This window comes from Bulleidia sp. HCP3S3_C9, assembly GCF_052064035.1.
In the GTDB taxonomy this organism is placed as follows: Bacteria; Bacillota_I; Bacilli_A; order Erysipelotrichales; family Erysipelotrichaceae; genus Bulleidia.
Genome location: NZ_JBQHWJ010000002.1, coordinates 88,216 through 113,631 on the forward strand (window position 1 = coordinate 88,216; position 25,416 = coordinate 113,631).

A 25,416-nucleotide genomic window follows, 5' to 3' on the forward strand; every position below is an offset into this window, starting at 1 on the left:
CACTCCTTATATTGATTCATTTTCGGATACCGCAATCAATGAATGATACGTTTTACCATTCATTTTCTTTTCAAGTTGAATGACAGGAACATGGAATACGCGCGACAGATTTTCTTCTGTCAAGATCTCATCTGTATTTCCAAAAAGAGATGTTCCTTCTTTCGATAAGAGTAAAGTTTGATCTGCGATATCTAGTGCGTGCTGGGGATAATGGGTATTGAATATGATCATCAATCCCTTTTCTTTTGACAAACGTTTCAATAGATCTAATACAACAATTTGATTTGCCATATCTAATCCAGTTTCAGCTTCATCTAGAATCAATGCTTTTGGATTTGAACACAAAGCCCTGGCAATATATACAAGCTGTAATTCACCACCAGAAATTTCATTTATATTCTGCTCTTTTAAATGCTCAATTCCACATAATTGCATTGCTTCTAATGCATATTGCTGATCCGTTTCGTCAGGAAGTGAAAACATATTTAAATATGGACTTCTTCCAAGTAAAACCGTTTCAAATACAGAACATGGAAATGTAACGGTATGAGATTGTGGAACATAAGATACTTGCCGAAAAAACACATTTACTGGAATCGTTGATATATCTTTTCCATCAAAAATTGCTTTTCCTTCTTTCCATTTCAGAAAACCAAGCATACACTTCAATAATGTTGTTTTTCCGGCTCCATTTGGTCCAAGGATTGCGAGTATCTTCCCTTCATCGACTGAAAAAGAGATATCATTGAAAACAGGCTTTTCTTTTTTGTAGAAAAATGAGCCATGTAAAACTTCATACTTCATATCTCAATTCCTCCTGTTTTTCTTAACAGCAGCAAGAATACGGGAGCACCAATGATTGCGGTCAATATACTGACAGGAATTTCTGCCTGGTACATGCATCTGGCAATTGTATCAATTATGAGCATAAACAATGCTCCAAATACAATACATCCAGGAATGACTTTTGTATGATTGTTTCCAAACAGCATTCTTGAAATATGTGGAATCAATAATCCAACCCATCCTACAACACCGCACATGCTTACTACAGAAGCAGTAATCAATGAAGAAGCAACAATCACAATCATTCGATTCTGACGCACGTTGATCCCTAAAGAAGCAGCCTCTTCCTCTTTCAAACTCAATGCATTTATACGATATCGCATCAAATACAATACAACCATACCAAGAATAATCATCGGTACACCTGTATACAGAGAACGTACCGTACTGTTTGAAAAGCTTCCCATCAGCCAGAATGTAATAACTGGCAGTACATCATTCGGATCCGCAACATACTTAATCAGTGAAACAAGTGCGGAAAACAATGAAGAAACAACCATTCCTGCAAGAATGATCATCATGATTTGATTGGCATGCCTGTAACGTGTAAATACAAATACGAGCACTACTGCAAGGATTCCGAAAATCAGTGCTGAAATCTGAATTTCTAATGCATTCAATCCTAAAAGAATCCCAAGAGCAGCACCAAAACTTGCGCCATTAGCACACCCTAACGTATCTGGTGTAGCTAAAGGATTGGAAAATAACGCCTGAAATGATGCACCAGCTGTTGCAAGTCCGCTTCCAACAATCAAAGAAACAAGAATACGTGGAATACGTATGTTAAAAATAACAGTTTCTGCATTTACAAGATCAACTTTCTGTAATGTCAGTACCTTGATTACATCTTGTAAAGCAATCGTATATTGCCCCAAACATAAAGCAATGAGTGCTAAAAAGAGTGTAGCAATACAGCCTGTAATCATACATACACGATACTTTCTATCCACGTATTCCCTCACTTTCTATTAATTCATAGAACTGGCAGAAGCGTTTGGTGTATACATCTGATCAACCTGTTCATCTGTCAATGTTACGCCAAATAAATTCTGATAGTATTCTTTTACATCAGCCTTGACATCCATATCTTTAAACAGTTCTGGATATACAGCCTGTGCAAGCCATTCAAGTGTCATTGGTGAATCAATACTTGGTGTATATGTTCTATATGTGCCCAATGGCATTTTATAGACTCTCTTATTCTTAACAGCACTGACATTGGACCAGTCATCACTGCCAATGGCATTATTGTAGAGATCATCTGGTTTTGCCTGAGTGAAGTTTGTAATCACAATGACATCTGGATCCCATTCATACACCTGTTCCATTGTAATCACAGCATTTGTCTTTTCTGCAGGTACATCCTTTGCCACGTTCACTGCACCTACAGCATCACACCACCATTGACCAAAGAACTTGCTGGAAGAAGTAATCATTGCATTTTCATCATACTGGAACAAGAATAATACTTTCTGCTTTTCTTCAACATTCTTCACTGTATCCTGAATCTTGTTATATGTATCTGTGGAATACTTCTTGATGAGTTCTTCTCTATTTCCAGCGTGTTCTGGATAGATTTGATCTAATAGATTCATCCATTCATTGAATGTTTCTGTACAGTTGAATTTCCATTTTGTAGCAGAGAAAGCCACAGCAGTCAATCCAGCATTTTCCAGCTTTTCTAGATCCTGTGTATCACTTGCATTATAGAAAACAACATCTGGTTTTAAAGCAAGCAGACTTTCAATGTTGACATCATCTCCATCCATGATATCAGTTGTAATATTTGTGATATCTGGATAGAGCTGTGATAAGATACCATTTTTTGCAGCATTCATACTGCCTGGTTCCATAGCGACAATAGAATCACAGGAATCCAGATATACCGTTAACATGGATGGTAATGGATAGATTCCAAGTACTGCTACGCGTTTTGGATTTGTTGGAACTTCTACTTCACGATCAGCATGATCTGTAATTGTTACAGTTGATTGCTGTGCAGTTGCAGAAGCAGAAGCGGATGTGCTTGTTTTCGGTGATGAACAAGAAACAAGCAGTGTTGTCATTGTAAGTGACAAGAATAATTTGAATAGTTTCATAAAATTTCCTTTCTCACGATCGGAATAAATGAAAATAAAACACCTCTTTTAGATGCAAAGAGGTGTGAATATAAAATCACTTTCATTCACTCTCTTTGAACGCAGATTTCTCTTTGTTTTAGATCGCAGTTTTATTATACATGACAAAACAAAAAAGAAGAAGTGATTCACTTCTTCTTGTCTATTACTTTTTCGCTGCAATTTCTTCTCTTAATGCTTTATAGAAATCTTCACATGCAAATGTTGCCTGATCACGAGAACCATATCTCCTAACAGTTAACGCATTGTTTGCTACATCGTTATCACCAACAACGATTTGAATTGGTGTCTTAGATGTCTGTGCTTCTCTAATACGGTAGCCAAGCTTTTCATTACGGTCATCAAGACTTGCTCTAACGCCCATTGCCTTCAAATCAGCAACGATCTTGCTTGCATATTCGCTATGTACTTCAGGAGCAACTGGAATAACAACAACCTGCTTTGGTGACAGCCATAGAGGTAATACACCCTTTGTTTCTTCAAGCAGGAATGCAATGAAACGATCGAGGGATCCTAAGATAGCACGGTGGATAACAACTGGTCTTTTCTTCTGCTGATCAGAATCAACATATTCGAGTTCAAATCTTTCTGGAAGCTGATAGTCTAGCTGAATTGTAGACAGTGTTACGTCATGACCTAAAGCAGAACGTACCTGTACGTCGATCTTTGGACCATAGAAAGCTGCTTCGCCTTCTGCTTCATAGAAAGGAACTTCCATTTCTTTGAGAACCTTTCTTAATTCAGCCTCACTCTTTTCCCACAGTTCATCATGACCGAAGTATTTCTCCTTGTTTTCAGGATCTCTTAATGATAAACGGAAAGAATACTTTTCGAAACCAAAATCCTTATAAACATCAAGAATCAGCTTTGTTACGTCCTTGATTTCACTTGCAATCTGATCTGGTCTACAGAAGATATGAGAGTCGTTCTGTGTAAATGCACGCGCTCTTTCAATACCAGTTAAAGCGCCACTTGCTTCAAAACGGAAGTCATTGGCAATTTCAGCAATTCTTACTGGAAGGTCTCTATAAGAGTGCAGCTTGCTCTTGAACATGATCATATGTTCAGGACAGTTCATAGGTCTTAATGCATAGGCATTTTCAGGATCCTTTTCACTTGTCATAGCTGGGAACATATCATCTTTGTAGTGATCCCAGTGACCAGAAATCTTAAAGAGTTTTGTATTGACAACGTTTGGTGTGCATACATGTAAATAGCCTTGTGCAATTTCTTTATCCATGATGTAGTCAGCTAATAATCTTCTGACTGTAAAACCATTAGGAAGATACATAGGAAGTCCAGCACCGACAGTATCAGAGAACATGAACATCTGTAATTCTTTACCAAGTTTTCTATGATCTCTCTGTTTTGCTTCCTCTAAATCAGCTAAATGTGCTTCTAATTCTTCAGGTGTTGGAAAGCATACGCCATAGATTCTCTGTAAAACTTTATTATTCTTATCACCCTTCCAGTATGCACCAGAATGTTTGATGAGCTTGAAGTTCTTACAAAGTTTTTCATTATCTACATGAGGTCCTCTACATAAGTCTGTATAGTCACCTTGTGTATACATAGAAATGTTTGTACCTTCAGGCATTCTTTCAATCAAGTCAATCTTATATGGATCGTCTTTAAACTGCTGTAATGCTTCTTCCTTAGAGATTTCATGACGAACGATTTTCTTGCCATCCTTGGCAATCTTCTTCATTTCTTTTTCAATCTTTTTCAGATCGTCATCACCAAGTGTGACATCTCCTAAGTCAACATCATAGTAGAATCCTTCTTCTACAACTGGCCCTACCCAGAATTTAGCGTTTGGCCAAATGTGCTGGATTGCATGTGCCATCATGTGTGCACATGAATGGTTGAGTGTTTCTAGATCTTTGTTTTCTGTAAAATTAATCATCACTGTACTCCTTTTAGAGGACAAATAAAAAAGTCCTCTCTACAATAGAAAGGACGCTATATCAGCGCGGTACCACCTTTATTCCCTTGCGGGCTCTCAAATCCTTAACGCGGAAAACGGTAATCTTTTTCAAGTACTGTTCACAGGGAGTAACCATAACACTCTTCATTTTCTTTTCACCAGCCAGAAAACTCTCTACATCCAATGTGCTATGATCATATCCTGATCATTACATTTGCTTAAATTTTAGTGATAAATTTCTCTAAAGTCAATGACTAGATCTTTTTTATTTTGCATTACCGTATGAATAAATTGATCACATCGTTTCATTTGTGATTTTACAGTACGATAATCACATGGCACCTCATAAGAATATCCATTTCCGAAATAAATTCTTGTATGATTATTTTTTGTCTGTTGAATATTCATAACTTTATTGAAATATACAAATACATTTTCTGGATTGTCTTTCCCACGAATTGGAAAATACATATTCATTGTCTGTTCACTGATCAAAATACATGGTTTTTGATGTGCATTTGTTAAATGACAGAATGAATCCATTCTTCCCTGTAGACTTGCACCATATTGAATGACAACTTCTTCCAGCCATTGCATGCCACTAAATGGAAACTTTAACGTTTTATCTTTTGAAAATATAAATTCACTGTTGTTGTATGAAGAAACAATGAGAAGAGGTCGATATGCTTTAGTCTCTGCAGCAACAGCTTCCATCACAGCACTCTTCCTCTTGTGCACATAGAATTTCTAGTGCTCTAAAATCAATTGCAATTGCTTCAATTTCAACAAGTGCACCACCTGATAAACCATTTACACTGCATGCACTTCTAGCGGGATATGGTTCTTCAAAATATTCCTGGTACACTTCATTCATTGCTGAAAAATCATTCATGTCTTTCAGAAATACTGTTGTCTTAACAACATATTTCATTTCCATATCTGCTTCTTTTAAAAGTGCCTTCATATTTTCCAGGCATTGTCTTGTCTGTGCTTTAATATCTCCTGCAATCATTTTTCCTGTTTCAGGATCTAATGGCAATTGTCCTGAAATATACACATTTTCACATGTCTTGATGCATGGAGAATATGGTCCTTTGGCTTCTGGTCCTTTTTTACAGACGATCTTTTGTTTGATACCCATACCTATTCCTCTTCACTTAGATCATCGTCATCATCAGCATCATCCAAAAATGACAGATAAATCTGTTCTCTTTTCTTTGCTAAAGATTCGTGATTCTTGTTAGAAATCAAAAATAACAGATAAGCAAACATCATAATGATGAATATCAATACAATCAAACTTAAGTAATCATTCAAATTTTCTAACATTTCAATTTCCTCTTGAAATCATTATACAGGAATTATGCATTGGTTGAAGCATTATGCACTCTTTCAAGAAAATCTTCTCCCTTGATAGATTCGTGCTTGCATAGTTCTGGATAATCCAGTTGTCTTAAAACCTCATAAGAAACCAAAGCAACACAATTAGACAGATTCAAACTTCTTGCTTCCTTGACCATTGGAATTCTCATACATTTATCTAAGTGATCATATAGTATATCTTTTGGAATGCCTGTACTTTCTTTTCCGAACACAAGATAAATATCACCTTCATCTTTTGTATAGTCAAAAGAATCTGGTGTTTTTAATGCATAGCGGGAAACAAAGTAAAAACTGCCTTGATTTGTTTTTAAAAATGTTTTCCAGTCTGGATATGTCTTGTAGTCTAATTCTTTTACATAGTCCATACCTGCTCTTCTTAGATGCTTTTCATCGAGTGAAAAACCTAATGGCTCTATTAAATGCAAACGCATATGAAACGCCATGCATGTACGCATGATATTTCCTGTATTTGCGGGAATTTCTGGTTCATATAAAACAATATTGATCATACTTTTACCTTCTTATCTAAAACTCTTAAAACAAAATAAATCACACATACACTGATTACATAAGTTGCCATGATCAACATGACAAGATCAAAGAAAAATGTTTCTGGAAACATATTGATCATAATAGATGTATTTGGATCAAGGATGAATAAATCATTGTCAAAGAATAGATAATGAAAATTCATCCAGAAATCATAGAAATCACAAAGTGCATATATCGCAAGCATCGACACAAATAGAACAATCATAAGCAAAGCATATCGAATGCCGCTCATATATACATGCATCGCTTCCTTCTTTTCTTTAAGATAAATCAAAACATACAGAACAATACTTGCGGCAAACATTCCAATTGCTGCCATCTTTGCATGCATACAAAGATTTTTAACATCAACCATATGTAATGTTTCTCTTTCATTGAATACTTCTCTTTCTGTATCACATACTGTTGCTTCTACAACAATATCATCTCTTTTATTTTCCAGATAATCTAACAATGTATCTGTTGCTTTCGTGAGATCTTTATCACTCATTCCAATAACTTCTGCCTGATTTGATTTATTGTATTCATATTGATAAAACGAATGATTGAAACTGCATGTAAAAATAATTCCTAATAGAATAGAAATGAGAAATAAAAGTGATGCTATAGTTGATAAAATCTTAGTGCTTTTGTGCATCTAGCCATGCCTCTAACTTACGAACTGCTTTTCCTCTATGAGAAATAGAGTTCTTTTCCTCTTTACTCATTTCGGCCATTGTCTTGCCAGATGGTGCATAATAGATAATTGGATCATATCCAAAACCATTGCTTCCTTTTGCTTCTAAAGCAACTTCACATTCCACTGTATCTTCAAATACAACAGGTTCTTCATTGACACGCGTAATTGCAATCGCACATACATAACGACATGTACGATCTTTTTTGTCCTTTAACAAATCTAGCACTTTCTGATTCTTTACATCATAGCTTGTATCGTGACCAAGCCATCTCGCACTCATGACACCTGGCTTTTTATCTAAAGCATCAATTTCAAGTCCAGAATCATCTGAAATCGCAGTAATGCCATAACGATCAGTGACTGCCTGTGCCTTAATGATTGCATTATCATGGAAAGTTGTACCAGTTTCTTCTACTTCCGGCATATCTGGAAAATCAGATAATGATTTTACTGTATATCCTTCTGGTTCAAGCATTTCTTTAAATTCTTTGATTTTTCCCTGGTTGCCGCTTGCAACAACGATTACTTTATCTTCCATTTAAATTCTCCTATTAATTTCTGATTTTGTGATGCATTTAGAAATGCATTCACATCGTTTCTCATTTTATCATGATTTTCTAGAATTCGTCCTTTAGATACAACAAAAGGATCAATATATCTTTTCTTTGTATGAATGATGATTCCATCTTTACTCTCTATAACATTGCATAAAGAACAATATTGTTTCCATGCCTGTAAATGTTTGATTTTAGAAATGACAGTCCTTTCATCCTTGTATAGATCTTCATAAGAAATGATATTTGATGTCATACAGTCTTTGATCAAATGTGCGAGGATTTCCATCGCATAGCGATCTTGAGAAGAGGAATATACTTTACCACACTGTAATGCAATGGATGTAAAACGATATGCTTTTTCTTCATTTTGAAAGCACAGTTCTTCTTCTCCAGATTCATTTGTGGCTACAACGATATCATCAAATAATTCTTTCATTTCTTCTTCTGTAGAAAAGCCATAGTTGATACTATTGCCAATGGTATATTCAAGTCGATCACTGCTGAGTTTTGGCGTATCATTATCCGCAATGGAATACATATGATAATCATAGATTTCTTCAATAGAAATATGATCTTCTTGTAAAAGATTCATTAAAACAGAATCATTACACAAAATCTCTTTTGTATTTTTTTCTGTAGATTCCTGATGCATGTGATCATGATTCATAAAATCAATTGTATGTGAAAAGACTGGTGTTGAAATATCATGAAATAAGCCAGCCAGTGCCTGTTTCTTATCTTTAGTAAAATGATGAATGATACAAGCAACACGCAAGGAATGAATGAATCTAGAATATGGCTGAATATTCTTGAATAATGGAAGATTTGTTTTTTCTACCCCACAATTCATATCAATATTCTTTAATCTCTGCATCGCCGGTATCTCACTATATTTCATAATATAGTCAGGAATACTCACTAAATCTGTCATACATTTAAAAATGACCAGTTTTCTGGTCATATCTTACCTTTCTTTTCCAATTCTTTATAGGCATATACAGCACCATATTTTCTAGCATCTTCATGGAACGTTACACCACGGATCACAGGCTGGAAAATATTCTGGTATGAATCATTTGAAAAGCGCTCATCAATTGCGTCTTGAATGATTTGCATAAAAGCTGGTTCATCTGTAATATTTCCAGAAATAACAAATGTAGATGCATCCACAACACATTGGATATTGTAAATATAATTGGCAAGTCTTGCGCAATATACTTTGACGCCCTCAATAATATCTTCTTTGCCTTTGCTTAGACCAAACATAATTTTTAAAATATTCATATTTTCATGATGCGTCACTTCTTTTACAACACTGACTAAACCATTCAGCGAACAGCTTAAAGCAAACATATCGGAATTATCTACAGCTCTTTGCGTACTGTCTGTCAGGTAAGAGAATTCCCCTGCGCCAAAATGTGCACCATTAAAAATCTTTCCGTCATGAATAATTGCGCCGCCAATGCCTGTTCCAAGAAGCATTACCATGACACCTGTATGAACACCTTTCAAAGAACCATAACCAACTTCTGCCAAAGCTGCTGCTTTTGCATCATTTAAAATAATTGTTTTCATACCAGTATATTCACTGATTTCCCTTGCCAGCGGTTCATTACGGATAAAGCGATAAATACCTGCGGAATACGCCATGCCGGAATCAGTATCAATAATACCAGGCATAGTGATTGCCAAGGAATCAGTTCTTAAACAAAATGAATCTGTAATTTTCTTGATTGTCGTAAAAAGATCTTCTCTACTTGTAAAGGAATTGAGCTGTTCTTTTCCTGTTTTACATACATCAATTTCTTCACTGATCAAAGCATATCTCAACCAGTTTCTTCCAATATCAATTGTTAAATAGTTTTTCATACACATCACATTGACAGCCACTTGCTCAAGCTCTTTTTCTTCATTGCATCATAGTATTCTTGACGCATTTTATCATCTAACGCCATCCCTAGAAAACGATCTCTCATGTAGTAAACATAATCTGGATCCACATCATAATTGATCATCAAATCTGTTTTATTCTTTGCCTGAATCAATGTCTGCCATGTAATTGCACGATATGCAGGAGAAGTAATATTCTGATTTACATGCTCGATCCACGCAATCATAGCTTTGTAAAAATCAATTTGATGTTCTGTTTCAGTTTTTACTTCAATCAGAGAAATCAATCTTTCTTCTGCAGAAATCGTTGCATGTCCTCCAATGCGATTTGTAATTGGAGAACGAACGTTTTTGATATTCTGTAAAGTTTCTTCCAGTTCTAATTCACATTTATCTCGTTTCGAACGATAGTTGAAATAATTACGGCATTCTTTTTTATATAACTGCAGCCAGTGTGTTTTATCATCATTTGTCATCTTCAAATACCTCGTCAATCCACTTGTATAATGCAACCTGCAAAGCTCGACGAGTAATACCATATTGCTCAGCTACTTTCACTTGTGGTGTACCTTCCACACAAAGCAAGTAGATCATGACTTTTGCACTTGTACCACACTTTTCTTCAATCACATCAAATGTCTCTTCCACAAAATCAATATCATCCTGCAGAAACTGATAAAACATATCATCACCTTCTGCTCGCGTATGATATAAAGACATTGTTGTTTTCTCACTCAAATACACACGACAGCTTGCTTTAAAAGCTGCCCATTTTTCCTTTTTGTTCATATATTAATTATTATAGCAAAAAAACATCCATTGCAACTGCATGGATGTAATTTGGCTATTTCATAAATGATTTCAAGAATTTTTTAGCAGAGCGAACGCCAAGATTGATCAGTTCATTTTCAGCTTTATTTTGAATCTTTTTTGCAATTCTCTTTGATTGATTTGCACGCTGCTTTTCTTCGCGTGCTTCTAATCTCGCAGCTTCTTTCGCACGTGCTTCTTCAATTTTCGCAATCTTCTTTTCTTCTTCTAAGCGATTTTTTTCTTCCTCTGCTTCTTTTTTGATTTCATCCACTTTTTCAAAAGCACTTTCTGGATCAATTTCATCCCAGTATTTACTTTTGAGTGGATCATTATTGACAGTTCTAAAGATTGCGGTAACTTCACTTGCCTTCATACTGGAAGATGGTGGCAGAATCTTTGTTTCTTCAACAATTGTAGGAGCGCCATCTTCATCTAATACAGATACAAGCGCATGCCCTGTTTTCATCATTGTGATGACTTCTTCTGTATTTAGTTCTGGATTTTGTCTGAATGCCTGTGCTGCAAGCTTTACATTTTTCATTTCAGAAGGTGTATATGCACGCAGTGCATGCTGGATACGATTACTGAGCTGTGCTAAGACAGAATCAGGAATATCTGATGGAGATTGAGTACAGAAGAATACACCAACACCTTTCGAACGAATCAGTTTTACAGTCTGTTCAACTTTATCCAGTAGTGCTTTAGGTGCGTGGTCAAACAAGAGATGAGCTTCATCAAAGAAGAATACAATTTCAGGCTGATCTAAGTCACCAACTTCAGGCAAGTTCTGATACAGTGCATCTAAAAGCCATAACAAGAACGTTGCATACAGGAGTGGATGCTGGAACAGCTTTTCACATTCAAGAATATTCATGACACCATTGCCATTTTCTGTCTGTAAAAGATCTTGAATATTCAATCCCGGCATACCAAATAATTTATCACCTTCCTGCTGTTCAAGAACAAGCAGTTTTCTTTGGATCGCACCAATAGATTGTTTCGTCACCATTCCATAATTTACAGTAAATGAGGATGCATTCTCACCAACATATGCACACATTGCCTGTAAATCTTTTAAGTCAATAATGTCAAGATCTTTATCTTCTGCGATTTTAAAGATGATATTTAATACACCTTCCTGTGCATCAGAAAGATCTAAGATTCTACTCAACAGTACAGGATCCATTTCCCGCATCACTGCACGCATTGGAAGTCCATTCTTCTTATATACATCGAAGAAACGAACTGGATAGCTCTTCGTTTCAAAACCACTAATTGACATTGAATCCAGACGTTCCTGAATACAAGAAAGATTGCCAGGTGTTATCATGCCTGTCAGATCTCCCTTCACATCCGCAATAAATGTAGGTACTCCTGCATCACTCAAGCTTTCAGCAATCACTTTTAATGTGACTGTTTTTCCTGTACCACTTGCTCCTGCAATCAAACCATGACGATTCATTTGATTCAGAAGCATGTATACTTCTTTCTCTTTTGCTTTGCCAAGGAGTATTTTATGATCCTTTAACATAACATGCCCTCAATATTAAGCTAAGCGAATACCGCCTACATCACGAATACGTAAAATATAGCAGCAGCCTTTGCCAAATGTCTTTTCCATTCTTTCAATGAATACTTCTGTTGTATTCTTATTCACAAATGCCTGGATTGTTCCCGCAAATCCACCGCCATGTACACGGTATGCACCATCTTCATGAATGACAGATTCAGAAATTGCCAAACCAATAGCAACTGCCTGTGATTCAGGCATAGAACCTACAGAAATATTCTGTAAATACATCCAGCTGGATCTTCCAGATTCTCTAACAAGCTGAAAGAATGTTTTGATATCTTTTTTCTTGAGTGCTTCTGCTTCATCATGTGCACGCTGTGTTTCATTTAAGAAATGATATGCACGTAAGAATGCACGGTCTCCACACTGTTCTCTGATTTCTTTCACATGGTCAAACAATTCATCTAGTGTTGCTTCAGATAATACTTCATGTCCCATCACTTTAGCAGCAGCTTTCATTTCTAGTGGAACCTTAGAATATTCATCAGACAAGTCCGCATGAGAAGCTTTCACATCTGTGATGATCAAATCATAGCCATAGTCAGCTGGATCAAAAGGAACCTTTTCAACCACTGGATTTTCAGGATCTTTAAAATCCATTGCAGCAAAGCTGCCAACAGAACAAGCCATCTGATCAAGCAAGCCACTTGCTTTCATGAAATACACGTTTTCCGCAAACTGACCAATCTTGGCCACGTTTTCTGTAGAAACTTTTCCTTCGTTGTAAAGATCATTCTGAATTGTACCAAGCAATACTTCAAACGCTGCAGAACTAGACATGCCACCACCATTGATGACATCACTTTCTGCATAGCACTTAAAGCCGCCCGCATTGTATCCACGCTTGTTTAAACCTGATGCAACACCACGGATCAAAGCTTCTGTAGAATTCTTTTCTTCTTCATGAATTGTGATATCACTGACATCAACTGGCTTTACATTGTAACCTTTTGACGCATATGTAACGATGTTATCGTCTGTTGGGATAACACAGGCTACAACATCTAAATTCAATGATGCAGCTAAAACTTTACCTAATTGATGGTCTGTATGGTTTCCACCAACTTCTGTTCTTCCTGGTGCAGAATAGATTCTTGCTTCTTCATCTGAAAAAGCATGCAATGCATTATCTAAAATTGCAGTATATCTTTCTTTTTGTGCGTTAAGTGCTTTTTCACCATAAAGTTCAACAAGCTTGTCATCAAGTTTTCCTTCATTGATGAATGTTTTGAGTTCTGAAATTTTCATGTTCTTTTGTTCTCCTGTTATTTTGCTAATTTTTCAAAAGCATCTTTGGCAGCATTCTGTTCTGCCTGCTTTTTTGAAACACCCTTACCTGTCCCTAATACAATGTTGTCCATCACGCAATTCATTACGAATTCAGGTGCATTTGCGGGACCTTTTTCACTGACAAGCTTATATGTGACGGTACGTTTTTTATCTGCCTGTACAAATTCCTGCAGTTTGCTTTTATAGTCATGGATCGTACCTACGTCTTCTGGATGCGATAAACGTGGAATCAGGCAGTCATTTAAAATATTATCGACTGCTTTCATACCCTGATCTAAGAATAATGCACCAAGAAATGCTTCAAATGCATCCGCAATGATTGCATCTTTATTTCTTCCGCCTGTCTTTTCTTCACCAGCACCTAATAAAAGAAAATCATTTAAATGCAGTTCTCTGCCATAGATAGCCAATGCTTTTTCACAAACAAGCTGTGCACGCAAACGAGACATTTTACCTTCTGATAGATTCAATGGCCAGATTGCTCTACTAGACCACAGCTGCAGTACCGCATCTCCCATAAATTCCAGTCTTTCATTATCATGGAATTGCTGGTGTTCATGTGCATAGCTGCTATGCATAAATGCCTGTTCTACCAAAGAAGTATTTTTTACCTGAATACCTCTATTTTTCAACCAATCAATAATTGTCATTTCTTTTTCCCCTCAATCTATATACGCACTTTGTGCTCTTCTCTGCTTTACACTTTCTATGATAGAAATGTAATCTGTCTGATCACAATGTTCAACGATTGTTTTTGCATCTTTTCTACAGACGTCAATCATTTTTGTATCTTCATAAAGATTTCCAAGAATCAGATCCGGCACACCTGATTGTCTTGTTCCAAGTATATCACCCGGTCCTCTTAGACGTAAATCTTCATACGAGATTTCAAATCCATTCGTTGTTTTCACTAATACGTTCAATCTTTCTTTCACATCTTCACTTTTGTTATCTGTTAGCAGCCAGCATTTTCCAACTGCATTTCCTCTTTGGATACGACCACGCAGCTGATGCAGCTGACTAAGTCCAAAGCGATCTGCATCATAAATGATCATTCCGGTTGCATTTACAACATTCATACCGACTTCTACGACTGTTGTAGAAACAAGTATCTGAATTTCATTTTTCGCAAATGCGTCCATGACACTTTGCTTTTCATCTGAACTCATCTGTCCATGCAGCATGCCAACTTTTCTAGGATAGAACAGTTTGGATAAATTGATATACATCTTATTTACATCACGTGCCTTAAACGCTTCATTTTCACCTACTGCAGCGCATATGACATACAGCTGATGTCCTTCTTCTAACAGCGCATTCACTTCATCCAGTACAGAACGGAAACTGTTTTCCAGAATCAATTGCGTGACTGGCTGTTTTCTGCCTGCAGGCATTGTTTCGATCGTACTGACTTTCATATCTGAAAACAAGGAAGCTGCTAAGGTACGTGGAATTGGTGTTGCTGACATCAAAAGAAAATCTGTGTTTTCACCTTTTAAGCGAAGTGCTTTTCTCTGTTCTACACCAAAACGCTGCTGTTCATCTGCCACAACATAGCCAAGCTTTTTAAAGTGTACATCATCCTGAATCAATGCATGTGTTCCAATCAGAATATCAATATCTCCTTCTTCACATCGTCTTAGAATATCTTTTTTTTCTTTCGTATTCATTGCTGAATATAAGACTTCTATAGAAATAGAAGGATCCTTGATCATACTTTTAAGTGAAGCAAGATGTTGTTTGGCTAAGATTTCTGTCGGTGCTAACAAAGCAGACTGATAACCGCTTAGAAAACATGCATACATGCTGAATGCAGCTACAACAGTCTTGCCACATCCGACATCTCCCTGTACGAGGCGGTACATTGGTACATTAGAACGCATGTCATTGATGATGGCATTGAGTGTATCTACCTGATCTTTTGTCAAAGAAAAAGGAAGACAAGATATCATTGCTTTTACTTTTGTAATATCAATGTTTTTTGGCTGCTTATATGAAAGCAGTCCTTCTTCATCTTTGTTCAATTCCATCGCAATAAAGAAGCGCAGAAATTCTTCATATTTCAAAGTACGAAATGCCTGTTTCGTATCTTCTAACGACTCTGGAAAATGAATTTTTCTATAGGCTTCGCTTCTTCGAAGCAAATGATACTTTCGAATCATTTCTTCTGGAACATAGTCAATGATTTCATTCTGTAATACTTCATAGACTGTTTTTATCGAAGCACGAATCGTTCTTTGCTGGATGCCTTCTTTGGATGAATAGACAGGTGTTACTGCTTCATGATCATGAAGTGGCTTTGTATCATAATTCATAGCAGTCACTTTATGATTTCCCATATAGATTCCTGTAATCGTAATCCTAGAGTTCATTGCAAGCTTTGATGCCCATGGTCGATTGAATATCGTGATCTTTAATACGGTATCTTCATGCATGACTTCAAACTTTGTTGAAGCAAATCTTCCATTGCGGAATGTAATTGCACGAGATATAACTTCCGCTTCAAATGTGACTTTTTCTTTGATTTTCCATTCAGAAATCGGAGAAGAAGAAATTGTATCAAAACGGTATGGATAATAAGAAAGCAGATCATCTGAATCATATATATGCAGCCGTTGTAATGTTTCAATTCTTTTCGCTGAAAAATGGAATGATTTATCATGTAGATCCATGTTTCAATTATAGCATTTCTCATGAAAAAAACTTTCTAAGAATTAATATTCCTAGAAAGTTCGAAAATATTTGAATTTGATTAGAGAGCTTCTCCATTGGATTCAATAATTTCTTTATATCTGTAGTAAGAATTCTTGATTTTTCTTTCTAATGTACCATGTCCATCATTGAAACGGTCAACATATACAAAGCCATAACGCTTCTTCATTTCGCCTGTACCGGCAGAAACAACGTCAATTGGTCCCCACCACAAGTAGCCCATGACATTGCATCCATCTTCAATTGCTAATGCAACCTGCTTTAAATGCTGTTCAAGGTAGCGTACTCTGAATGGATCATCAATCTTGCCATTTTCATCAAGATTTTCATCTAGGCCAATACCATTTTCAACAATAAACTGCGGTAAATGGTAACGATCTTCGAACATGTTAATGAGCAGTCTTAATCCTTCTGGATCAACTGGCCAGCTCCATGGCTTTGGTGAGCATTCTTTCAAGTATGGATTATCTTTTCCTTTGATGCCACCAGTATTATTTGTCATTGTAGCATCGGATGCATATACTGCAGAACGATAGTAGCTGTATGAAATGAAATCAATTGTATAGTCATGAATCAGCTTTAATTCATCATCATTCATCTTTGGCGTCCATGACGGGTTCTTCTTCCAGAGTGCTTTAACATACGATGGAATTTCTCCGAATACCATTGGATCGCACATAAAGTATACAGCCCATCTTTGTGTATCATATGCACCAAATACATCAGATGGTTTGCATGTTTCTGGATAAGTACATGCACCAGAAGCAGTCATCATATTACCAACCTTGGCATCTGGATCAATTTCATGACAAAGCTTAACTGTCCATGCGTTTGCGACAAGAATATTATAATAGCCCTGCCATATATCTTCTTGTGTTATAGAACCAATTGGATCGGAAGGATCCTTTGGATTGTTAATTGTTAATATGCTTCCCGCAACAAATGGATTGCGAAGCATTGCATTTACTTCATTAAATGTCAGCCAGTATTTTACTTTCCCTTTGTATCTTGTAAATACTGTTTTTGCATAATTCTTCCAGAATTCGATGAGTTTTGGGTTAGACCATCCACCATATTCTGTTAATAAATGCAATGGTGTTTCATAATGAGACATTGTAATGCATGGTTCCATACCTAATTCTTTCATCTCATCAAATAATTCATCATAGAAAGCAAGACCCTTTTCATTTGGTTCTGTTTCATCTCCATTAGGGAAGATTCTACCCCATGCGATAGAAGTTCTAAAACAGTTAAATCCCATACCTGCCATGAGTTCTAGATCTTCTTTATGACGATGGTAGAAATCAATTGCTTCATGTGATAAATATTTTTTATCTGGATCTAAGCACATCTCATACTTTTCTCCATTCCATTTGATCCCTGGTTCTTTTGAACCGATACCTACCAATACATCAGTTACGTTAGGTTGCTTGCCATCTTCCAGCCATGCACCCTCTAACTGGTTTGCCGCTACAGCGCCGCCCCACAAAAAATTCTTAGGAAATTCCATTGTTCCATATCCTCCTGAACTCATTATACTAAGGAAACTATGAAATAATGTTCCAATCATGATAAACTAATGCAGCTGAGGTGAATGAATGAGTATACTAGTTGTTGAAAATCTTAGCCACTCCTTTGGTGGCAGAGTAATATTTGAAGATGTATCGTTCCGTTTGAATCGTGGGGAACATGTTGGTCTTGTTGGTGCAAATGGTGAAGGGAAAAGTACTTTCATGAATATCCTGACAAAAAAACTGGAACCAGAAGAAGGAAAAGTACTCTGGAACAAGCGTGTCAATGTTGGCTACCTGGATCAGCATACGGTTTTAGATCCAGCAAAAACGATTCGTGATGTATTAAAGAGTGCATATGATGAATTGTATGACATTGAACAGTCCATTACAGATGACTATATGAAAATGGCTGATATGGATGAAAAAGAAATGAATGTATTACTGGAAGATATTGGTGAAAGACAGTCTTATCTTGATCAGCATGATTTCTACCTGATTGATTCTAAAATTGATGAAATTTCACGTGCATTCAGTATTGATGCATTAGGTCTTGATACAAATGTTTCTAATTTAAGTGGCGGTCAAAGAACACGTATTCTTATGGCTAAACTTCTTCTACAAAAACCAGATATTCTTTTACTGGATGAGCCTACAAACTATTTAGATGTGGAACACATTGAATGGTTAAAGAATTATTTAATTAACTATGAAAATGCATTTATTCTAATTTCTCATGATGTTCCATTTTTAAATACCTGTATCAATGTTGTATATCACGTTGATGCTCCTTCTATTACACGTTATACAGGAAACTACGATAACTTTGTATCTGTATATGAAACAAAGAAAAAACAGCTAGAAGCTGCATATAATCGTCAACAGGCTGAAATTGAAAAGATGGAAGATTTTATTGCGAGAAATAAGGCAAGAGTCGCTACAAGAGGAATGGCCAACTCCAGAATGAAGCAGCTGAACAAAATGGAACGCATTGAGTTGAAGAAAGAAAAAATCAAACCTGAATTTGCTTTTCAATATTCTTCTACACCTTCAAAATATTTATTTATCGCAAATGATATTGTGATTGGATATGACTATCCATTAAGTAAACCAATGACATTTACATTGGAAAAGAATAAAAAAGTAGCAATTGTTGGTGCAAACGGTATTGGTAAAACAACATTACTAAAGTCATTGCTTGGTATCATTGATGTCCTTTCCGGTTCCATTGAACATGGTGAGAATATTGATGCTGGATATTTTGTACAGGAAGAAAAAGCAAGCTCTCAAACATGTATGCAGGAACTATGGGATACATTCCCTGCATTCAGTCAATATGAAGTACGCAGTGCACTTGCAAAGTGTGGTCTAACAACAGAACAGATTGAATCACAGGTATTTGTATTATCTGGTGGAGAACAGGCAAAGCTTCGTCTTTGCAAGATCATGAATACTCCATGTAATCTTCTCGTATTAGACGAACCTACAAATCATCTTGATCAAGATGCAAAGGATTCTTTAAAAGAAGCCATTCAAGCATTTAAAGGAACTGTATTACTTGTTTCTCATGAACCATATTTCTATGAAGATATCGTGGATGAAGTATGGGATATGAGTCAGTATTCTATATAACACACATAAAAAATGTCATTTGAGATTTCAAATGACATTTTATTTTACTTATTCAACACCGATAACAAATGAGTACACTGGCTGTCCACCATCTTGTACATCTACATCGACATCATAGTTTTCTTCAATGAATTCTGCCAATGCATCACATTCTTCCTGTGTAGCATCTTCACCCTTTAATAGAGTTACAATTTCTGAATCTTCGTCCATCATCTTTTCAATCAGCTGTTTAGAAGCAGTCATCTTATCCTTTTTAATGATCACGATATCTTTATCAAAGAGTCCCATGTAATCGCCAGCATGGATTTCCTTGCCGTCAATCGAAGTATCCTTGATTGCATATGTAATCTGACCAGTCTTAACATTTGCGATTGCTTCTTCCATTGCTTCCTTGTTTGTTTCTACATCATCTTCTGGATTGAAATTGATGCAGGCAGATAAGCCCTGTGGTACAGATTTTGTTGGAAGAACGATGACATCTTTATCTTCTGTAACTGTAGCTGCCTGATTTGCGGCCATAATGATATTTGAGTTATTTGGCAATACAAATACATGCTTTGCATTTACCTTTGCGATTGCAGAAGCAATATCCTCTGTGGATGGATTCATTGTCTGGCCACCACTGACAACATAGTCTGTACGATATTCAGTGAATAGCTGTTTGATACCTTCACCAGCTGCTACCGCAATGATACCGTATTCCTTTGCCTCTCCAACTTCTTCCTTCTCTTCTTCTAACAAGGATGGATTCAAATCATCTTGAATATTTTCAATCTGAACCTTTTTAAATTCACCATATCGTTCCGCAAGCATTAATACTTCACCTGGTGTCATTGTATGAAGACTTAGAGAAATACCATCTTCTTTCACAACAAGCTGCACTTTATTTCCAAGTGCTTCTAATGATTTTCTGAAACGATCTTCATTGAAGCTCTTTGCGTGCTTTGCGTCAAATGTAAGAATAAATTCACAACGATATCCGCTGGAATGTTCACTCTTTGTTTCTTTCTTTTCTTCATTAACTGTTTCTTCAGTGACTGGATTGCCGTCCAAGAATGCCTTAAAACCTTCTAAGACCTTGACTAAACCAGCACCGCCAGAGTCAACAACATGTGCTTCCTTTAAAACAGGCAATAATTCAGGTGTTCTTTCAAGAGATGCATTTGCCTCATCTAATACTGCATTCATGAATTCTTCAATCGAAGCTTCAGGATTTGCATTGATGAATTCTTCACCCTTTGCACTTGCTTCACGAATCACAGTTAAAATTGTACCTTCTGTAGGTCTCATAACTGCTTTATATGCAAGTTTGGAACCATTCAACAAAGCTTCAGAGAATTCCTTGCTGGATAATTCTGTCTTTTCGCCAATGTATTGATAAATACCTCTGAAGATCTGAGAAAGAATAACACCAGAGTTTCCTCTAGCACCCATCAATAATCCTCTAGATAGTGTCTTAGCAATTGTTGGTAAAGAATCTGAACCACTCTTTTTTACTTCACTCACACCATTTGTGAATGTTAGAGACATATTTGTACCTGTATCTCCATCAGGTACTGGGAATACGTTCAATGCATCAACTTCTTTTTTATTTCCATTTAGATTGTTGCATCCACTTTCAAGCATTCCTTTAAATATAATACCGTTAATTTTTTCCATGACACCCTCACTCAGTTCATTACACGTACACCCTGAACAAAGACATTCACTGAATGAATATCTTGTGAAAGGGTCTTTTCTAACATATATTTAACTTTCTTCTGTGCTTCTTTTACAGTTTCTGTAATCTTAATACCAAAAGAAACAATAATGTAAAGATCTACATCAATCATTCCGTCTGTATTTTTGATAACTACACCTTTAGAATAGTTTTCTTTTTTTAATAATTCAGCCCAGCCATCCTTTAGTACTTGTTTGCTGGCCATTCCTACAACACCATAGCATTCTGTGATAATGCCACCTGCAAGAGATGCAATTGCATCAGATGTAATAGAAATATTTCCATAGTTTGTTTTTGTTTCTATTGCCATAGTAAAATAGCTCCTTATCTCAATTATTATAACAAAAAACATTCACAGAATGAACAATTGTTATTCAGGCATGTTATTTTCATTCGCATTTTGTTCATTTTCTGCCTGATTATCATTCTGTTCTGGCTCATTGCTTACGCCTTCTGGAAGAACAAGACTTCCCGTTGCATAGTAGCCTGCACTATAATTCCTGTTGAAGTTTGGATCAATGACTTCACTGCCGTTTTCATCTAATGGAATAACGATTGGATTACCATTGCTGTCAACTGCCTGATTTCCATTTTCATCTGTATAGTAATGTTTTGCAACATGGTCTCCATAAATATTTGTCAATAAATTACCATCGGCATCAGTCCAGTATTCTTGTGAAGAATCTTCAATGTTCCATGGACATACAAATGTGTATGCAACGTTTGCTTTTTCATCTGCTGAAATACATTGTGATTTATCATTCATATTTGCATAGATCATATAGTAATCATTCAGTTTTGATAGATTCTGATAGTTTCCTAAATAATATGAACCATTCCTCATCTGAATCTTCATTGCTTCATCATCATAGCTTAATGCATATTGAGAGATGTCAGATATATTTTCAATCATGCTTTGATCTACATCTTTAAACGCTTTACATAACAGTCTTGTCTGTTCCTTTGTATTAAATCCATGAATCAAAGGTACAGAAGCAATGATATCTAAATACTCACTCTTTAATTTTGCCTTTGTATTATCTACAAACAGAATTTCTGCTTCATCAGAATCATAACGATAACCAATCGCTTTCTTTTCCTTGATTGTGATGGAAACAACCTGATTGCTCAGCAAAGTCACATCAGCGTCTTCAATCATTGGGTCATTCTTTAATTCCATTTCTTTTAAGAATGGAATATTTAAATAGAAAATATTATTTTGATGAATATTAGAGATTTCTTCTATATATTCTTCATCTAGATAATGTGTTCCTTTCACAACAATTCCAGAGACTCTAGAATATGACGAAAATAAATACAACGACAGTAATAAAGCAACCGCAGCGAACAATCCCCATTTCAATAAACGTGGTGCACATTCAATCAATGATTTGCTTTCTTTATCAGTCTTTTTCACACCAGTTAAATAACTCCATTTCAGTTTCTAAAGTAATATCATATTTTTCTTTTACTTTTTGTTGAATTTCACGTACGAGTGTAATGTAGTCTTTCGCTGTAGCATGGCCTTTATTCACAATAAAATTACAATGCTTATCAGAGACATATGCATCTCCAATCGACTTGCCACGATAGCCAATGCCGTCAATGCATTCCCATGCATTCTTTCCTTCTGGATTTCTAAAGACAGAACCACAGCTTGGAAATTCCAATGGCTGAGATGAAAGTCTTCTTTGCTTTCGATCTTCCATCAGCTGTTCAATCTTATTTGGATCTTCATCTTTTAAACGCATTCTGCATCCCGCAATAATCCAGTCACTATGCTTCTGGAAAATACTTGTACGATAAGAGAAATCACATTCTTCAACAGGCATCCATTCCAGTTTTCCATTGCGATATACAAATACTTCTTCTACGATATCAGCCATACTGCTTTTATATGCACCAGCATTCATAAAGATTGCGCCACCAATCGTACCAGGAATACCACTTGCCCACTCTAGACCACTTAAGCCATTTTTCATTGCCTGATATGCTAAAGCAATCGTGGAACATCCAGCCTGCACCGTAACCATATCATCTGTAAAATAGGCTTTGTTGAAATGACGATCTAAACGAATGATTACTCCATAGTAATCATCATCACTGCAAAGTAGATCACTGCCTTTTCCAATCATTTTAAATGGAATATTTCTAAGCTTTAACAGTCTTAGAACACCATCTAAAGCAATATCACTGTTTGGATAAACGACATACTTTGCGTATCCACCAATACGTAAAGTTGTCATAGAAGACAAAGGCATATTGACTTCAGTTTCACAAATATCATTTAATTCATCTATCAATTCACGCATTCACAATTTCCTCCATCCACGCAATCATTTGATCCGCAGCATCTCTTTTTCCCTGCATATAAGCATTTTTCTTTAATGCATCTCTTTTTTTCTCATTATGCATTAAAAAGTTCACTGTGTCTGCCAGCTTGGCAGCAGTCAGATTCTTTTCTTCTATCATCAAAGCAGCACCTTTTTTAACAAGTTCTTCTGCATTGTAGAACTGATGATTATTTGGAACATAGGGAGATGGAATGAGAATGGATGCACAACCAATTGCACCAATTTCACACATCGTTGTTGCCCCTGCTCTTAATACAGCAAGTGAACATCCTTTCAGCATTGTTTTTCCATCAACATAATCAACGATTTTTACATGATCATTGCTTTCAAAAGTGAATGTATAATCATTACTTTTACCACTCGCAATCACCACCTGAAAATCATCTTCAAATAGAGGACAAGCTTCATCTAATACTTTTGATACAGAAGCAGATCCTAATGAACCCATCATACATACAACAAATGGTTTAGCAGCATCCAGCCCAATATCTGACAGGCAAGATGGATCAAATGTTGTATTTGCAGCAAGTGTCGCCTGTGGATTGCCTAACAGTCTTTGTTTTTCTTCAGGCATTTGTGACAGGTTTGCTTCATAGCAGGAAACGATTGCATCAACATATTTACTTAAAAACTTGTTTGCTTTTCCAGCGTAGCTGTTCTGTTCATGAATCATTGTTTTAATACCCATTTTATGAGCAGCCATAATCAAAGGAACAGAAATATAATTTCCAAAGCCAATACAGATATCTGGACGCTCCTGTTTTAAAATTTCACGTGCCTGCTTATATGCAAACAATAAAGAAGTCATGGATTTAGCCTTATTGAGAAAACCACCATTTCCACTTTTCATATCTAAGCCATAGAACTTGTATCCAAGTTGCGGAATGACTGTAGATTCCATACGATCATTCGATCCAAAGAATAGTATTTCACTCTCTGGCTGTTTTTGTTTTAATACTTCTGCAAGTGCAGTTGCAGGATATATATGTCCGCCAGTTCCACCGGCAGCAATCATTACTTTCATATTTGTTATCTCCAAACTCTCTAACTATTTTACCATAAAACATCATGAAGTATTCCACTCCAATAGAAAAGCAGTTGTTTCCAGATTATCCAAAATTGGATGAGGTTTTGACATATTGTAAAATAACATGATGTTCATGAGGTCTTGAGGGAAAATCAACGTTCAAATATTTTGAGGTGCATTTTTATGCATCTTTTTTTATGATTGTATTAGTAATCATCATTTTACGGAAAGGATAAAAAGAAAACAGAAGACCATATGAGTTGCCGCTCAGTCTTCTGCTGTCTTTCAAACAACTACATGATATCTTTTAAATCATCAAAATGCAATATCATTTCTCAAACACAGTATGATTCTGAAATCAGAAGAATCTGTTCCTGTATTCCTTCCTTTCCTTGTCCTTTCTGTGGATCCTGCTCTCTTGTCTTTTACGGTCGCTATCCCAGAAGAATCTGTGTACCTGACTGCCCTGAATTCATCATTATCAGAGTACAGCGTGTCTTCTGCACGCACTGCCACAGAACACATGCACTTCTTCCTGATCTGTGGATACCTCGTTCTCCGGTTCCTGTTTCACTTGTTTCAGTTATTGCTTCTCTTTCTCATCATCAGTTCTCTGCTTTCCAGAACACCTTCTATCCTCTGACGGACAGATTCCTGTATTCACTTATCAAACGGTTCAGAAAGATTTCACAGGATGCTCATCCTCTCTTGCGCATTTTTTCTCTCTACCAACATGACGGAGACACTTTTTTCCTTCTGGATGCTTTTTAATGTTCACGTAAGGAGACTATCATCTTATGTTTGATGAAAAT

The 25,416-nt window shown here is 36.2% G+C and carries 26 protein-coding genes; 2 read left to right on the forward strand and 24 right to left on the reverse strand.

Annotation, left to right across the window (positions count from 1 at the left end; translation table 11 throughout):
* Nucleotides 1–6: 6 nt before the first annotated feature.
* From ACTND6_RS00990 to ACTND6_RS01080, 19 genes are all read right to left on the reverse strand, one after another.
* On the reverse strand, nt 7–804 hold the full coding sequence (locus tag ACTND6_RS00990; RefSeq protein WP_441021000.1) for an ABC transporter ATP-binding protein: 798 nt from the start codon (nt 802–804) through the stop codon (nt 7–9).
* A complete protein-coding gene (locus tag ACTND6_RS00995) occupies nt 801–1,796 on the reverse strand; it encodes a FecCD family ABC transporter permease (protein WP_441020997.1) in 996 nt (331 codons plus the stop codon). The genes ACTND6_RS00990 and ACTND6_RS00995 overlap by 4 nt, the downstream gene beginning before the upstream one ends.
* Before the next feature lie 18 nt (nt 1,797–1,814).
* Nucleotides 1,815–2,945: an ABC transporter substrate-binding protein gene (locus tag ACTND6_RS01000; RefSeq protein WP_441020994.1), complete on the reverse strand. Its 1,131-nt coding sequence runs from the start codon at nt 2,943–2,945 to the stop codon at nt 1,815–1,817.
* Nucleotides 2,946–3,129: 184 nt separating this feature from the next.
* The gene (thrS, locus tag ACTND6_RS01005; protein ID WP_441020991.1) at nt 3,130–4,890 is read right to left on the reverse strand and encodes a threonine--tRNA ligase; all 1,761 of its coding nucleotides are present in this window, start codon (nt 4,888–4,890) and stop codon (nt 3,130–3,132) included.
* A 246-nt stretch (nt 4,891–5,136) separates the two neighbouring features.
* Nucleotides 5,137–5,625, reverse strand: coding sequence for a competence protein ComK (locus ACTND6_RS01010; RefSeq protein WP_441020989.1), 489 nt, complete (start codon nt 5,623–5,625; stop codon nt 5,137–5,139).
* Nucleotides 5,600–6,052, reverse strand: a complete 453-nt coding sequence (locus ACTND6_RS01015) for a RidA family protein (protein ID WP_441020986.1) — start codon at nt 6,050–6,052, stop codon at nt 5,600–5,602. Before ACTND6_RS01015 ends, ACTND6_RS01010 begins: the two co-directional genes overlap by 26 nt.
* A 2-nt stretch (nt 6,053–6,054) precedes the next feature.
* On the reverse strand, nt 6,055–6,240 hold the full coding sequence (locus ACTND6_RS01020) for a hypothetical protein (RefSeq protein ID WP_441020984.1): 186 nt from the start codon (nt 6,238–6,240) through the stop codon (nt 6,055–6,057).
* A 32-nt stretch (nt 6,241–6,272) separates the two neighbouring features.
* The gene (locus tag ACTND6_RS01025) at nt 6,273–6,803 is read right to left on the reverse strand and encodes a tRNA (cytidine(34)-2'-O)-methyltransferase (RefSeq protein ID WP_178176913.1); all 531 of its coding nucleotides are present in this window, start codon (nt 6,801–6,803) and stop codon (nt 6,273–6,275) included.
* The gene (locus ACTND6_RS01030) at nt 6,800–7,483 is read right to left on the reverse strand and encodes a TIGR01906 family membrane protein (protein WP_441020982.1); all 684 of its coding nucleotides are present in this window, start codon (nt 7,481–7,483) and stop codon (nt 6,800–6,802) included. Before ACTND6_RS01030 ends, ACTND6_RS01025 begins: the two co-directional genes overlap by 4 nt.
* A complete protein-coding gene (locus ACTND6_RS01035; protein ID WP_441020979.1) occupies nt 7,467–8,063 on the reverse strand; it encodes an XTP/dITP diphosphatase in 597 nt (198 codons plus the stop codon). Before ACTND6_RS01035 ends, ACTND6_RS01030 begins: the two co-directional genes overlap by 17 nt.
* The gene (locus ACTND6_RS01040; RefSeq protein ID WP_441020977.1) at nt 8,048–9,043 is read right to left on the reverse strand and encodes an HD domain-containing protein; all 996 of its coding nucleotides are present in this window, start codon (nt 9,041–9,043) and stop codon (nt 8,048–8,050) included. Before ACTND6_RS01040 ends, ACTND6_RS01035 begins: the two co-directional genes overlap by 16 nt.
* Nucleotides 9,040–9,951, reverse strand: a complete 912-nt coding sequence (locus ACTND6_RS01045; protein ID WP_320100471.1) for an ROK family protein — start codon at nt 9,949–9,951, stop codon at nt 9,040–9,042. The genes ACTND6_RS01040 and ACTND6_RS01045 overlap by 4 nt, the downstream gene beginning before the upstream one ends.
* Before the next feature lie 5 nt (nt 9,952–9,956).
* On the reverse strand, nt 9,957–10,448 hold the full coding sequence (locus ACTND6_RS01050; protein WP_178176918.1) for a hypothetical protein: 492 nt from the start codon (nt 10,446–10,448) through the stop codon (nt 9,957–9,959).
* Nucleotides 10,438–10,761 (reverse strand): hypothetical protein, encoded by a 324-nt coding sequence (locus ACTND6_RS01055; protein WP_178176919.1) that lies wholly within the window; start codon nt 10,759–10,761, stop codon nt 10,438–10,440. Before ACTND6_RS01055 ends, ACTND6_RS01050 begins: the two co-directional genes overlap by 11 nt.
* 55 nt (nt 10,762–10,816) lie before the next feature.
* Entirely contained in the window at nt 10,817–12,316 is a 1,500-nt protein-coding gene (locus ACTND6_RS01060) for a helicase HerA-like domain-containing protein (protein ID WP_441020974.1), read from the reverse strand.
* Nucleotides 12,317–12,331: 15 nt separating this feature from the next.
* Nucleotides 12,332–13,606 (reverse strand): galactokinase family protein, encoded by a 1,275-nt coding sequence (locus ACTND6_RS01065; RefSeq protein ID WP_178176921.1) that lies wholly within the window; start codon nt 13,604–13,606, stop codon nt 12,332–12,334.
* A 17-nt stretch (nt 13,607–13,623) separates the two neighbouring features.
* Nucleotides 13,624–14,298 carry a ribonuclease III gene (gene rnc, locus ACTND6_RS01070; RefSeq protein WP_178176922.1) on the reverse strand — a complete coding sequence of 225 codons (675 nt, stop codon included), beginning with the start codon at nt 14,296–14,298 and terminating at the stop codon, nt 13,624–13,626.
* Nucleotides 14,299–14,310: 12 nt separating this feature from the next.
* Nucleotides 14,311–16,320, reverse strand: a complete 2,010-nt coding sequence (gene recG, locus ACTND6_RS01075) for an ATP-dependent DNA helicase RecG (protein ID WP_441020971.1) — start codon at nt 16,318–16,320, stop codon at nt 14,311–14,313.
* Between the two features lie 80 nt (nt 16,321–16,400).
* Nucleotides 16,401–17,870 carry a glycoside hydrolase family 1 protein gene (locus ACTND6_RS01080; protein ID WP_441020969.1) on the reverse strand — a complete coding sequence of 490 codons (1,470 nt, stop codon included), beginning with the start codon at nt 17,868–17,870 and terminating at the stop codon, nt 16,401–16,403.
* An 88-nt stretch (nt 17,871–17,958) separates the two neighbouring features.
* Here ACTND6_RS01080 and ACTND6_RS01085 point away from each other — a divergent pair, with 88 nt between their 5' ends.
* Entirely contained in the window at nt 17,959–19,503 is a 1,545-nt protein-coding gene (locus ACTND6_RS01085) for an ABC-F family ATP-binding cassette domain-containing protein (RefSeq protein ID WP_441020967.1), read from the forward strand.
* Nucleotides 19,504–19,551: 48 nt separating this feature from the next.
* Here the strand turns inward: ACTND6_RS01085 and ACTND6_RS01090 are convergent, their stop codons facing one another.
* Genes ACTND6_RS01090 through ACTND6_RS01110 form a run of 5 tightly spaced genes read right to left on the reverse strand, consistent with a single transcriptional unit; the run spans nt 19,552 to nt 24,601 of the window.
* Nucleotides 19,552–21,162 (reverse strand): DAK2 domain-containing protein, encoded by a 1,611-nt coding sequence (locus tag ACTND6_RS01090; protein ID WP_441020965.1) that lies wholly within the window; start codon nt 21,160–21,162, stop codon nt 19,552–19,554.
* A gap of 11 nt (nt 21,163–21,173) precedes the next feature.
* Nucleotides 21,174–21,533 carry an Asp23/Gls24 family envelope stress response protein gene (locus tag ACTND6_RS01095; protein WP_178176927.1) on the reverse strand — a complete coding sequence of 120 codons (360 nt, stop codon included), beginning with the start codon at nt 21,531–21,533 and terminating at the stop codon, nt 21,174–21,176.
* A gap of 60 nt (nt 21,534–21,593) precedes the next feature.
* Nucleotides 21,594–22,640 (reverse strand): cell division protein FtsQ/DivIB, encoded by a 1,047-nt coding sequence (locus tag ACTND6_RS01100; protein ID WP_441020962.1) that lies wholly within the window; start codon nt 22,638–22,640, stop codon nt 21,594–21,596.
* Nucleotides 22,627–23,535: a UDP-N-acetylmuramate dehydrogenase gene (murB, locus tag ACTND6_RS01105; protein ID WP_178176929.1), complete on the reverse strand. Its 909-nt coding sequence runs from the start codon at nt 23,533–23,535 to the stop codon at nt 22,627–22,629. The genes ACTND6_RS01100 and murB overlap by 14 nt, the downstream gene beginning before the upstream one ends.
* Nucleotides 23,528–24,601: a UDP-N-acetylglucosamine--N-acetylmuramyl-(pentapeptide) pyrophosphoryl-undecaprenol N-acetylglucosamine transferase gene (locus tag ACTND6_RS01110; protein WP_441020960.1), complete on the reverse strand. Its 1,074-nt coding sequence runs from the start codon at nt 24,599–24,601 to the stop codon at nt 23,528–23,530. The genes murB and ACTND6_RS01110 overlap by 8 nt, the downstream gene beginning before the upstream one ends.
* Nucleotides 24,602–24,901: 300 nt before the next feature.
* Here ACTND6_RS01110 and ACTND6_RS01115 point away from each other — a divergent pair, with 300 nt between their 5' ends.
* Nucleotides 24,902–25,375, forward strand: a complete 474-nt coding sequence (locus tag ACTND6_RS01115) for a DUF6431 domain-containing protein (protein WP_441045032.1) — start codon at nt 24,902–24,904, stop codon at nt 25,373–25,375.
* Nucleotides 25,376–25,416: the final 41 nt, after the last annotated feature.